General features: G+C 59.6%; 12 protein-coding genes. 3 read left to right on the top strand and 9 right to left on the bottom strand.

Going from position 1 to position 11958, the window contains the following annotated elements; translation table 11 throughout:
• Window position 1 precedes the first annotated feature (1 nt).
• Complete coding sequence (locus ACEPLT_RS17715) at window positions 2-1024, top strand: HoxN/HupN/NixA family nickel/cobalt transporter (RefSeq protein ID WP_023325958.1); 1023 nt, start codon at window positions 2-4, stop codon at window positions 1022-1024.
• A gap of 81 nt (window positions 1025-1105) precedes the next feature.
• On the opposite strand, the gene norW is transcribed toward ACEPLT_RS17715, so the two are convergent.
• On the bottom strand, window positions 1106-2239 hold the full coding sequence (norW, locus tag ACEPLT_RS17710) for an NADH:flavorubredoxin reductase NorW (protein ID WP_032675400.1): 1134 nt from the start codon (window positions 2237-2239) through the stop codon (window positions 1106-1108).
• Window positions 2236-3678, bottom strand: coding sequence for an anaerobic nitric oxide reductase flavorubredoxin (norV, locus tag ACEPLT_RS17705; protein WP_232927400.1), 1443 nt, complete (start codon window positions 3676-3678; stop codon window positions 2236-2238). The genes norW and norV overlap by 4 nt, the downstream gene beginning before the upstream one ends.
• A gap of 187 nt (window positions 3679-3865) precedes the next feature.
• Between norV and norR the strand changes: the two genes are divergently transcribed.
• A complete protein-coding gene (gene norR, locus ACEPLT_RS17700) occupies window positions 3866-5377 on the top strand; it encodes a nitric oxide reductase transcriptional regulator NorR (protein ID WP_032675396.1) in 1512 nt (503 codons plus the stop codon).
• Here norR and gutQ read toward each other — a convergent pair.
• The 7 genes from gutQ to srlA form a co-directional block, all read right to left on the bottom strand.
• Window positions 5374-6339 (bottom strand): arabinose-5-phosphate isomerase GutQ, encoded by a 966-nt coding sequence (gutQ, locus tag ACEPLT_RS17695; protein ID WP_032675395.1) that lies wholly within the window; start codon window positions 6337-6339, stop codon window positions 5374-5376. The two genes, norR and gutQ, sit on opposite strands and share 4 nt — an antisense overlap.
• Window positions 6332-7105 carry a glucitol operon DNA-binding transcriptional repressor SrlR gene (srlR, locus tag ACEPLT_RS17690; RefSeq protein ID WP_023615561.1) on the bottom strand — a complete coding sequence of 258 codons (774 nt, stop codon included), beginning with the start codon at window positions 7103-7105 and terminating at the stop codon, window positions 6332-6334. The genes gutQ and srlR overlap by 8 nt, the downstream gene beginning before the upstream one ends.
• Before the next feature lie 63 nt (window positions 7106-7168).
• Window positions 7169-7528, bottom strand: a complete 360-nt coding sequence (gene gutM / locus ACEPLT_RS17685; RefSeq protein ID WP_032653148.1) for a transcriptional regulator GutM — start codon at window positions 7526-7528, stop codon at window positions 7169-7171.
• A gap of 91 nt (window positions 7529-7619) precedes the next feature.
• Window positions 7620-8399 carry a sorbitol-6-phosphate dehydrogenase gene (srlD, locus tag ACEPLT_RS17680; protein WP_008499555.1) on the bottom strand — a complete coding sequence of 260 codons (780 nt, stop codon included), beginning with the start codon at window positions 8397-8399 and terminating at the stop codon, window positions 7620-7622.
• Window positions 8400-8413: 14 nt separating this feature from the next.
• Window positions 8414-8776: a PTS glucitol/sorbitol transporter subunit IIA gene (gene srlB, locus ACEPLT_RS17675; protein WP_008499554.1), complete on the bottom strand. Its 363-nt coding sequence runs from the start codon at window positions 8774-8776 to the stop codon at window positions 8414-8416.
• Between the two features lie 12 nt (window positions 8777-8788).
• Window positions 8789-9748, bottom strand: a complete 960-nt coding sequence (gene srlE, locus ACEPLT_RS17670; protein WP_045336558.1) for a PTS glucitol/sorbitol transporter subunit IIB — start codon at window positions 9746-9748, stop codon at window positions 8789-8791.
• Window positions 9745-10308, bottom strand: coding sequence for a PTS glucitol/sorbitol transporter subunit IIC (gene srlA / locus ACEPLT_RS17665; RefSeq protein ID WP_023333189.1), 564 nt, complete (start codon window positions 10306-10308; stop codon window positions 9745-9747). Before srlA ends, srlE begins: the two co-directional genes overlap by 4 nt.
• Window positions 10309-10559: 251 nt before the next feature.
• On the opposite strand from srlA, the gene mltB reads away from it, so the two are divergent.
• The gene (gene mltB, locus ACEPLT_RS17660; protein ID WP_032635345.1) at window positions 10560-11660 is read left to right on the top strand and encodes a lytic murein transglycosylase B; all 1101 of its coding nucleotides are present in this window, start codon (window positions 10560-10562) and stop codon (window positions 11658-11660) included.
• Window positions 11661-11958 lie beyond the last annotated feature (298 nt).

Below are 11958 nucleotides of genomic sequence, written 5' to 3'. Positions count from 1 at the left end.
AATGTTACGACTGTTACGCAATGAACCTCGCGCCGCGCTTCTGCTGCTGGCTCTGGTAATGGCAAACCTGCTGGCCTGGGGATGGGCATGGCACACCTTTAGCGGCAGCACGGCGCTGATGGCGGCAAGCCTGCTGGCGTGGTGCTACGGACTGCGTCATGCGGTGGACGCTGACCACATTGCCGCCATTGATACCGTGACGCGTAAGATGATGCAGCAGGGCAAACGCCCGTCCGGCGTGGGGGCGTGGTTCTCGCTGGGCCACTCCACCATCGTGGTGCTGGCCTCCATTGCCATCGCCGCTACCGCCACGGCGTTTCAGAAGAACATGGCGTGGTTCCACGAAACCGGCAGCCTGATTGGCACCGCCGTTTCCGCGACCTTCCTGCTGGCGATGGCGCTGGTGAATATGGTGATCCTGCGCGGCGTCTGGCGCAATTTTCAGGCGCTAAAACGCGGCAGGCCGGTGCAGGACGACATCACGCTACCTGCTCAGGGCGGGGTGATGAACTGGCTGTTTGGCAAGACCTTCCGCCTCGTCAATAAAAGCTGGCAGATGTACCTGGTCGGTTTCCTGTTTGGTCTCGGCTTTGATACGGCCACCGAGATCGGCGTGCTGGGGATCTCTGCCGCCAGCGCGTCCAGCGGAATGTCGGTGTGGTCAATCATGATCTTCCCGGCACTCTTCGCCAGCGGCATGGCGCTGGTGGATACCCTCGACAACCTGCTGATGGTGGGTGCCTACGGCTGGGCGTTTAACAAACCGCAGCGCAAGCTTTACTACAACATGACCATCACCGGCACCTCCGTGGTGGTGGCGCTGTTTATCGGCGGGCTGGAAGCGCTGGGTCTGCTGATGGATAAATTTGCCCTCAGCGGCGGCCTCTGGGATCTGATTGGCGCGGTAAACGACAATCTGGGTAACGCCGGGTTTGTCGTCGTGGGTCTGTTTGTCGCCTGCTGGCTGATCTCCATGGCGAATTACCGCTGGCGCGGCTACGACGCGCTGGTGGTACGTTCCTGAACGACCCAGTCCGGTGGCGCTACGCTTTTACGGGTCTGCATGTAGGCCGGGTAAGCGGAGCGCCACCCGGCAACAGGAGGGTTAAGCAGGGAGCGATTTCAGCAGGGCGAAGGCCTCCTTCATCCTGTCCTCACTGACGACAAAGGCGCGCATCTGACCGTCGGTATCGGTGCCGCGCGCCACCATGCCCTGCGGCGAAAGGGCAATCTGCCAGTCCAGATCCTGACGCTGCGTTTCGCCTGCGAGATGCAGCGGTAATTCCGGCGTTTTCACTTTGACCAGCATGGCGGGTAATTTCACCGGAGCGTTGCCCCCGAGCAGGTTTTTCGCCAGGCACATGGCGCTTAACTGAATCGGCTGCAGGAACGGCAGCACCTGGCCGTTAATTTCCGCGCAGTCGCCCAGGGCATACATGTCCGGCTGCGTGGTTTGCAGGTAGCTGTTAACCTTCACGCCGCGGTTGATTTCGGCCCCTGCGCGATGCGCCAGCGCCGTTTCCGGGCGCAGCCCTGTCGCCGCAATCACCACATCCACCTCCACGCTGCGGCTGCGGTCGAGCGTTGCACGTAGGCCGCTGCCGGTTTTGCTCAGGCTCTGCAGCTGCGATTTCAGCAGCAGATGGACGCCCATGTCGGTCAGACGATGCTGTAAGCGACTGCTCACTTCCGCGGGCATCAGCGCTGACAGAATGCTCGCCGCGTGGTCGACCAGGGTCACGGATTTTCCCGCCCGGCAGAAGTCCATCGCCAGCTCGGTACCGATCAGCCCGCCGCCGACAATCATCACCCGCGTGGCGTCGCGAAGCTCCGTTTCGCTGGCCTGATACGCCTGCTGGCTGTTGAGCGTGACCATCAGCTCGCGGCCCTCAACCGGCGGCACAAACGTAGAGGCACCCGTGGCCAGCACCAGCTTGTCGTACTGCCAGGTTTTATCTTTCGCTTTCACCAGACGGGCGTTGGCGTCGATATCGGTGACCCAGGTGTACGGAAACAGACGCAGGTTAAACTGTTCTGCGAACGCCCCCGCCGTCTGGCGGGTGAGATCGTCGGCGCGCTGGTTCTGGCTAATGACGTGGCTTAAATCAGGCTTGTTGTACTCGTCCATGCTGTCGGCGGCGATCAGCGTCAGCGGCACGTTAGCGTCCTGCTTGCGGATATTTTTCACCAGCTGGCGGGCGGCAAAGCCCGAGCCGATAATGACGATACCGTGGCTCATTTTGCCTCCGTTGCCAGTTCATCAAAGACGTCTTTCCCGAGGGAACATTCCGGGCAGAGGAAGGTGTCCGGCACCTCGCTCCACGGCGTGCCCGGAGCGACATCCTGCAGCGGCTCGCCCCGTTCCGGATCGTAAATCCACTGGCACACGCTGCACTGCATGCAAGGACCGAGGTCGGCAGCGGCGGCTTCAGCTACGGCTTCCGGCGCAACCGCCGCGGCGGGGGCGGTTTCCGGCAGCGGTGCGAGCGCCCACTGACGGGCAATGTCGCGACCGTGCTGGCGGCAGATTTCCAGCGCGTCAAGATCAGGACGCCATTTCGCCTTCAGGCTCATCGACATCTCAAACCCTGCATCCTGTAAACGGGTGGAAAGGCGGTCGACCGCGCCGCCGCTCCAGCCGTGGGAGCCAAAGGCGCTGGCGCGCTTGTTGCGAAAACGCAGGCCGGTCATCTCTTCGACCAGGCCGGCAATCTTCGGCATCATCACGTTGTTCATGGTGGAGGTGCCTACCAGCACGCCCTTGGAGCGGAAGACGTTGGTGAGGATCTCGTTTTTATCGCTGCGCGCCACGTTGAAGATTTTCACCGCCACGTTCGGATCCACTTCGTTGATGCCCTGGGCAATGGCGTCCGCCATCATGCGGGTGTTGTTGGACATGGTGTCGTAGAAGATCGTGATGCGATCTTCCTGATAATCCGCCGCCCACTTCAGGTACAGCTCCACGATCTGGGTGGGGTTTTCACGCCACACCACGCCGTGGGAGGTGGCAATCATCTCCACCGGCAGGTTAAAGCCGAGGATCTCGGTGATTTTAGGCGTGACCAGACGGCTGAACGGGGTGAGGATGTTGGCGTAGTAGCGCTGGCACTGTTCGAACAGCTCGGTCTGATCCACCTCGTCGTTGAACAGACGTTCATCGCAGTAGTGCTGGCCAAAGGCGTCGTTGCTGAACAGCACCGCGTCGCCGGTCATGTAGGTCATCATGCTGTCCGGCCAGTGCAGCATCGGCGTTTCCACGAAGATCAGCTGCTTGCCGTTGCCGATATCCAGCGCGTCGCCCGTTTTCACGGTGTGGAAGTTCCACTCCGGATGGTGGTGGTGGCCGTTGATCGAGTCGATGGCGTTGGTGGTGCAGTAGATCGGAGTGTCCGGAATATACGACATCAGCTCGGTCAGGGCCCCGGCGTGATCCTCCTCCGCGTGGTTGATGATGATATAGTCGATGGCGTTCAGATCGATTTCGCTGCGCAGGTTCTGCACGAACTCGCGGCTGAACTTGTGATCGACGGTATCGATCAGCACATTTTTACCTTCACGAATGAGATAGCTGTTGTAGCTGCTGCCGCGCAGCGTTTTATATTCCGTCCCGTGGAAATCGCGCACTTCCCAGTCACGTTGACCAACCCAATGAATGTTATTTTTAACCAGAATAGACATAGCAAACCTCAGCGTAATATCGCGTTTTCAAATAGGATGGTTTGCTTATATCAAGCCGCGTGCCAACTTTTAATCTATTGATTTTTATAGGTTAATGCTTTGACGATCCGAAATGGGTAGTCATTATGACTATTAAAAATAGTGTCACTATGACAACATGCATTGTCAAAATGACAGCGAGGCAGAGATGAGCTTTTCCGTAGACGTGCTGGCGAAAATCGCCATTGAACTGCAAACCGGTATTGGTCATCAGGACCGCTTCCAGCGGCTGATCTCCACGCTGCGCCACGTGCTGGCGTGCGACGCCTCGGCGCTGCTGCGTTACGAGGGGCGGCAGTTTATTCCCCTGGCCATCGACGGCCTGGCGAAGGACGTGCTCGGGCGGCGCTTTACCCTTGAAGGCCATCCGCGTCTGGAAACTATCGCCCGCGCGGGTGACGTGGTGCGTTTCCCGGCGGACAGCGATCTGCCCGACCCGTACGACGGGCTGATTCCAGGCCAGGAGAGCCTGAAGGTGCACGCCTGTATTGGCTTGCCGCTGTTTGCAGGGCAGAATCTGATTGGGGCGCTGACCCTCGACGGCCTGTCGCCGGACCAGTTCGATACCTTCAGCGATGAGGAGCTTCGCCTGATTGCCGCCCTGGCCGCCGGGGCGCTGAACAATGCGCTGCTGATTGAACAGCTGGAGAGTCAGAATATTTCTCCCGGCAGCCCGGCGGCGTTTGAGCAGGTGACGCACACGGAGATGATTGGCCTCTCGCCGGGCATGGCGCAGCTCAAAAAAGAGATTGAGATTGTTGCCGCGTCCGATTTGAACGTGCTGATCTTCGGGGAGACCGGCACCGGCAAGGAGCTGGTGGCGAAGTCGATTCACGAAGCGTCGCCGCGCGCGGTCAGTCCGCTGGTGTACCTCAACTGCGCCGCGCTGCCGGAAAGCGTGGCGGAAAGCGAATTGTTTGGCCACGTCAAAGGGGCGTTTACCGGCGCCATCAGCAACCGCAGCGGCAAGTTCGAAATGGCCGATAACGGCACGCTGTTTCTGGATGAAATAGGTGAGCTCTCTCTGTCGCTCCAGGCCAAACTTCTGCGCGTATTACAGTACGGCGATATCCAGCGCGTGGGGGATGACCGCAGTCACAGAGTGGACGTTCGCGTGCTGGCGGCGACGAACCGCGACCTGCGTGAAGCGGTGCTGGCCGGGCAGTTCCGCGCCGACCTGTTCCACCGCCTGAGCGTGTTTCCGCTTACCGTGCCGCCGCTGCGCGAGCGCGGGGACGACGTGGTGCTGCTGGCGGGTTATTTCTGCGAGCAGTGCCGTCTCAGGATGGGGCTTTCCCGCGTGGTGTTAAGCCCGGGGGCGAGATCGCATCTGCTGAGCTACGGCTGGCCGGGCAACGTGCGCGAGCTGGAACACGCGATTCACCGCGCGGTGGTGCTGGCGCGAGCGACGCGTTCGGGTGATGAAGTGGTTATACATGCCCGGCATTTTGCGCAGCATGATGAAATTGCGTCTATTGCGCAGGCTGTACCAGAGAGAGCGAATGAAAATCTGCGTGACGCGACAGAGGCGTTTCAGCGTCAGATGATTACCCGCGCGCTGGAGCAGAACAACCGCAACTGGGCGGCGTGCGCCCGGGCGCTGGAGATGGACGTCGCCAACCTGCACCGGCTGGCGAAGCGTCTCGGGCTGAAGGGTTAGATAATCCCGGCCTGATAGAAATCCTGCAGGTTGATGGCGCCGCACAGCCTGCCGGCGTCATCCACCACCGGTGCGGCGGTGATTTTGCGCTTCATCAGCACCTCTTTGGCTTCAATGGCGCGGCTCTCGGCGTTCAGCGTCAGCCCGCCCTGGGTCATGGCGTCCGACACGTCTGTTTCCAGCTTACCGCCGCCCACCAGCCAGCGGCGCAGGTCGCCGTCGGTGAACACGCCTTTGACGTATCCGTCGTCATCGCACACCGCCACCAGCCCCAGACCGGTACGGCTCAGCTCCAGCATCGCGTCCATGACGCTGGTATTGAGCTTGACCTGTGGAATCGCATCTTCTGTGCGCATCAGGTGGTGGACCTTGTTGAGCAGGCGCGCCCCGAGCGCCCCCGCCGGATGCGAGCGGGCGAAATCTTCTTCGTTAAACCCGCGCGCCTGCATTACCGCCATCGCCAGCGCGTCGCCCATCATCAGGGTATTCACGGTGCTGGAGGTGGGGGCGAGGTGCATCGGACAGGCTTCACGCTCAACGGAAATATCCAGCGTCGCTTTGGCGGCCAGCGCCAGGGGCGAGCGGGATTTCCCGGTCATCGCCAGCAGGGCGACCGATTTTTCCTGCAGACGTGGAATAATCAGGTCCAGCTCTTTCGCCGAACCGGAGTAGGAGATAAACAGCATCACGTCGCGGCTTTCAATCATTCCCAGATCGCCGTGCAGCGCTTCGGCAGGGTGCACGAAGAACGCCGGGGTGCCGGTGCTGGCCAGCGTCGCGGCAATCTTTTTGCCGATGTGGCCGGATTTACCGATGCCCGCCACGATCACTTTGCCTTCGCAGTGGATAATGGTGTTGGCCGCGCGGACAAAATCCTCGCCCAGACGTTCCGGCAGGCGGCTGGCTTCCTGCAGCTCCAGCATTAGCGTCTGGCGGCCCGTTTCTAACAGAAAATCACTCATCTCTCTCTCCGGTTACGATCACGTCGATGCCTTTCTCTTCCAGCGCTTTTTTGAACGCCGGATCGATACCCGCGTCGGTAATCAGCTTGTCGACGCTCTCCAGGCTACAGACAATGTTGGGGCTTTTACGGCCAAACTTCGACGAGTCCGCCATCAGAATCACTTCCCGCGCGGCGTTGCACATGGCTTTACTGACGCTGAACACCTCGTTAAACGTCGTGACGCCCGCGTTCAGGTCGATGCCGTCGGTACCCATAAACAGTTTATCGAAGCTGAAGTGGTCGAAGGCGTTCTCCGCCAGCTGCCCGTGGAACGACGCGGATTTTTTACGGAAGGTGCCGCCGGGCATCAGGATGGTCTGCTCGCTGTCGTTCTCCGACAGGGCGTTGACGATGTGCAGGCTGTTGGTCATCACCGTGATGTTGTTAAAGCGGCTGAGCAGGGGGATCATCTGCAGGACAGTACTGCCGGCATCCAGAATGATGGAGTCTCCATCGTGGATAAATTTTACGGCGGCTTCGGCAATCAGCGCTTTCTGGTGGGTGTTGATCAGCGTTTTGTGGTCGATAGGCGGGTCCGCTTCGTCTTTATTGAGCACCACGCCGCCGTAGGTTCGAATGACGGCGCCAGAGTTTTCGAGCAACACTAGGTCCTTGCGTATCGTCGTGCCGGTGGTGTCAAAGTAGTGGGCCAGATCCTCCACCGAGCATTTTCCCTGTTTTTGCAGATGCTCAAGAATGGCCGCCTGCCGCTGACGAGGTTTCATAGGCGCTTCGTTCCTTAGGTTGCGAAATGATAATTTCGCAAGTCTATATCTTTCACAACGAAATTATCCATGTTTCAGATTAAGCGCTAATGATAGTGCATTCTGACAAAGTGGATCATGGGGAAAGATCACATCGGGCTGCAATTCCTGCAGCGAAATGCCGTTGATTGCCTGGATTTTCACCGGACGGGCAAAGACGGTCATGCCGCGCATGATGAGGGAATCGCAGACCTTGTTGTTTTCATCCAGCGCAACAGCCACGACGACCCGCGGCTTGAAACGTCCACCGGAACGCCCGACGCCCACGCGGCCTTTCTGGCACAGGGCGTCAAACGCGCGGTTAAACCGATGGATTTGCCAGCCGCCAAACGCCATCTGGCAGATCCAGGCGAGGGCGGCGACGGTAATGAGTGCGGTGACCATATCGGCTCCTTAATTGCCGGGTGGCGGCTGCGCCTTACCCGGCCTACGAGGATTGTTGCCCCGGTAAGCGCAGCGCCACCGGGGAATGAACTCAGAACATCACCTGCCCACCGGTGACGTTAATCGACTGTCCGGTGCAGTACGAGGCTTTCGGGCTAGCGTAAAACAGCAGCATGTTCAGCACGTCCTGATAGTCGCACCCGCGCTTGAGCGGCACTTTATCGATGTAGTACTGCTCCACTTCTTCCGCTTTAATACCGAGCTTGGTGGCGTACTGCGGCAGCAGGGACTGGAACATCGGCGATTTCAGCAGATTGCCCAGCATCAGCGAGTGGACGGTAATGCCGTATTCGGCCAGATCCAGCGCCAGAGACTGCGTCAGCCCCACGCCGCCAAACTTCGCCGCGCTGTAGCCGGAGTTGTGCTTGCTGCCCACTTTCCCCGATTTTGAGTTGATCTGAATGATGCGCCCCTGAATGCCGTCGCGGATCATCAGACGGGAAAACTCGCGGGCGCAGAGGAAATAGCCCACCAGATTGACCTGCAGCGAGCGGTCAAAATCCCCCAGCTCGAAGTCGCTGATAAAGGCCGCTTTCGCAATGCCGGCGCTGTAAACCAGCAGGTCGGTACGCCCAAAAATGTCGTCCACGCCGCGCGCGAGCGCCATCACGCTCTGCTCGCTGGTGGCGTCGGCGCCAAACCCGTACGCCATTCCTTCACCAAACTCGGTGTTGATGGTGTCCGCCACGCGGGCGGCCTTTTCACTCTGAATATCCACTACCGCCACGCGGTAACCCTCAGCGGCAAGCCCACGGCAGAGGAACTCGCCTAAGGTTTGTCCCCCACCAATGACAACGGCAACCTGACTCATGTCTATCTCCTTAATTACGCAACAAATTTTAACGTGCAGCCTGGGGTAACGGCCTGCGGAACCGGGCCCGCTACGTGAACCGTGCCGGGATATTCCGCCTGCGGCTGGCCGTCGAAACGCAGGGTGATGTGGCCCAGCTCGCGCAGGTTTTGTTCAGCGACGTCGCCGACGGCGGTCACGGCATAGCGCGCCTCGCCCAGCTCCAGCTGGCTCCCGGCCTTCAGCTCACCGTTCAGCTCGCCGTGGCAGTGGATGAAGCAAAACTCTTCGATATCCGCAGGCGCCCCTTCGCGAAAGGTGATCAGCATCTGGTCGCTCAGCGCATCCGCCGCGCTCTGGCCGATGCGGGTAATGGTGGTCTGGTAAATCACGGTCATGGCAGGAACCTCTTATTGATAAATAAAGCCGGAGACAAACCAGGCAATCAGCACCGTCGGCGCGCCCGTCAGGAAGCGGCTGACCAGCACGGACGGCACGCCCACGCGCACGGTGTCCTGGCGTGCTTCCGCCAGCGACAGCCCCACGGGGATAAAGTCGCACGCTGCCTGGGCGTTAATGGCAAACAGGGCGGGCAGGGCGAGGTGCGGAGGAATATTCCCCAGACCAATCTGCACGCCAATCAGCACGCCGATGACCTGAGCAATCACCGCGCCCGGGCCGAGGAACGGCGACAGCAGCGGGAAGGAGCAGATCAGCGCCAGCGTCACCAGCCCAAGCGGGTGGCTGGCGAGCGGGGCGAGGCCGTGGGCAATCCAGTCGCCCAGGCCGGAGGCCATGATGATGCCGATCAGCGCCGAGACGAATGCCATAAACGGCAGGATGGTCTTCAGCACCGTGTCGATGGTGTCGCGCCCGGACTGGAACAGCACCGCCACGGCGGACCCCATCCCCATCCCGACCTTCGCCAGCAGGCCATCGCTCTGCTCGGTGATTTTCTTACTGGTGTCGTACTCGCGCGGGGCCGCTTTTTGCGGCGCGGATGTGCCCTTCACCAGGGTGATGTTGTCTTCCTTCACGCCTGACACATAAATATCTTCAACGATGTACTGCGCCAGCGGGCCGGATTTCCCGGTGGAGTGAATATTTACCGTCGGAATGCGGCGCTTCGGATAGATGCCGCAGCGCAGCGTGCCGCCGCAGTCGATCACCGCCACGCCGATTTCCGCTTCCGGCGGTTCGCCTTCCTTGAAGCCGTCGACCGCTTCCCAGCCGGTCAGATCGCGCAACGTGTCGACGATCGCCGGGCGCGTGCCCGCGGTGATGTACACAATCTTTTTGCCTTCGGTGGCGTCGAACTCCAGCGGGCCGCCCCAGCCGCCCGTGCCTTTCTCAATGCGGATCCGGTTCATGCTGTGGCTCCTGAAAGATGGACTTTCTGTTCAAGCTGGATGCCCATTTTTTTCTCGAAAATGGCGGTGGTGAGGTCAGTCACCCAGCCGCGGAAGAAGTTGGTCACCAGACCGACCAGCAGGTAGCTCACCGCCAGCGGGCCGAGCGGCAGGCCAAGCGTGGTCAGGCCGCTGGCGATCCCGAGATAGACAAACAGTTCGCCGGGGTTGATGTGCGGGAACAGGCCGTTCATGGAATGGCAGCTGTAGGAGGCGGCGGCATAATAGCTCGGCTTGTACTTCTCTGGCATAAAGCGGCCGAGGCTTAAGGTCATCGGGTTGCAGAACACGAAGGTGCCGATGAAGGGTAAAACCAGGTAGCGGGACAGCGGGTTTCCGGCGCAGCGCTGGGCGAAGCGCTCAATGCGCTGCTGGCCGATAAAGTTAATCAGCGCGTTCATGATCACCAGCAGGCTGATCAGCAGGGGCAGGATCCCGGTCACCATGCCGGTGAACACTTCCCCGCCTTTCTGAAACAGCCCGATGAACCACTCGGCGCCGTGGGTGATGGTTTCTATCATTCTTCTCTCCTGTAGGGCGTTTGTTTTTGTCTATCTGTGGCTAATAATAATCACTTTGAAAGGTTTTAAAGTGTTAGTTAGATCTCACAATGAAAGAAAAATGGATTATTTTGAAAGATAATTGACGTGGTGAATGATTTTCGGGGGAAAAAAGCATGGATTTGCGTTGGGGAGGTGCGTACCGCTTCCTTGAGGTGTTGCGGATGCTTTACCATACTGGGTTCTTATCGAACCCGTTAAATGGATGTCTCATGTTCAAGCGTCGTTATGCAGCGCTGTTGCCTGCGCTTATTCTGCTGTCTGCCTGTAGTAGCAAACCTAAGACCGAAGCCGTTCAGCAAACGGCGGGCGCGCCTTCCGGAGGATTCCTGCTGGAACCGCAGCACAATATGATGCAGATGGGCGGCGACTTCGCGAATAACCCGGCGGCCGAGCAGTTCATCGATAAAATGGTGACTAAGCACGGCTTTGACAGACAGCAGCTGCACGAAATTTTGTCTCAGGCCAAGCGTCTGGACTACGTGCTGCGCCTGATGGACAGACAGGCGCCGACGGCCCAGGTGCCGAGCGGGCCAAACGGGGCGTGGCTGCGCTATCGCAAACAGTTCATTACCCCGGACAACGTGCAAAACGGCGTGGCGTTCTGGAATCAGTATGAAGATGCGCTTAACCGTGCGTGGCAGGTGTACGGCGTGCCGCCTGAAATTATCGTCGGAATTATCGGCGTGGAAACCCGCTGGGGCCGCGTGATGGGCAAAACCCGCATTCTGGATGCGCTGGCGACGCTCTCCTTTAACTACCCGCGCCGCGCGGAGTATTTCTCTTCCGAGCTGGAAACCTTCCTGCTGATGGCGCGCAACGAACAGGACGATCCGCTCGATCTGAAAGGGTCGTTTGCCGGCGCGATGGGCTACGGCCAGTTTATGCCGTCGTCCTATAAACAGTATGCCGTCGACTTTAACGGAGATGGCCATATCAACCTGTGGGATCCGGTGGATGCCATCGGCAGCGTGGCGAACTACTTCAAAGCGCACGGCTGGGTGCCGGGCGGCCAGGTGGCGGTACAGGCGAACGGTCAGGCGCCGGGGCTGGAAAACGGCTTCAAAACCAACTACAGCATTTCGCAGCTGTCCGCGGCAGGCCTAACGCCAACGCAGCCGCTGGGCAATGCACAGCAGGCGAGTCTGCTGCGTCTCGATGTCGGAACGGGCTATCAGTACTGGTACGGGCTGCCGAACTTCTACACCATCACCCGCTATAACCACAGCACCCACTATGCGATGGCCGTGTGGCAGCTGGGGCTGGCGGTATCGCAGGCCCGCGTGCCGGCGGCGTCACCGTTTAGTCAGTAAGTTACCCCGACGGGTAGGCCGGGTAAGGCAACGCCGCCACCCGGCCTGGCTGCGCGCACGGTGCGGCCTGTTGCCCTCTCCCATGGGAGAGGGCGTTTTGCAGAAACATTTCGCCACACTCCCTTTTCAAACCTGCCATTTACATCCTAATCACCTTTCATTATTGTTATGTTATAACATTTAAATTGATGCCGAGATGTCAATGTCCCTTTTCTCTCTTTCTGCGCCGGTTCGGCTTTTGCTGGCGCTGGTGCTTATCTTCTTTCTCGGCCTGGCCGTGCGCTGGGCGGTGGCATTG

It is taken from the genome of Enterobacter sp. fkY84-1, assembly GCF_052974705.1.
The sequence above is the reverse complement of the archived record's forward strand: the minus strand, read 5'-3'. Positions and strand labels throughout refer to the sequence as shown.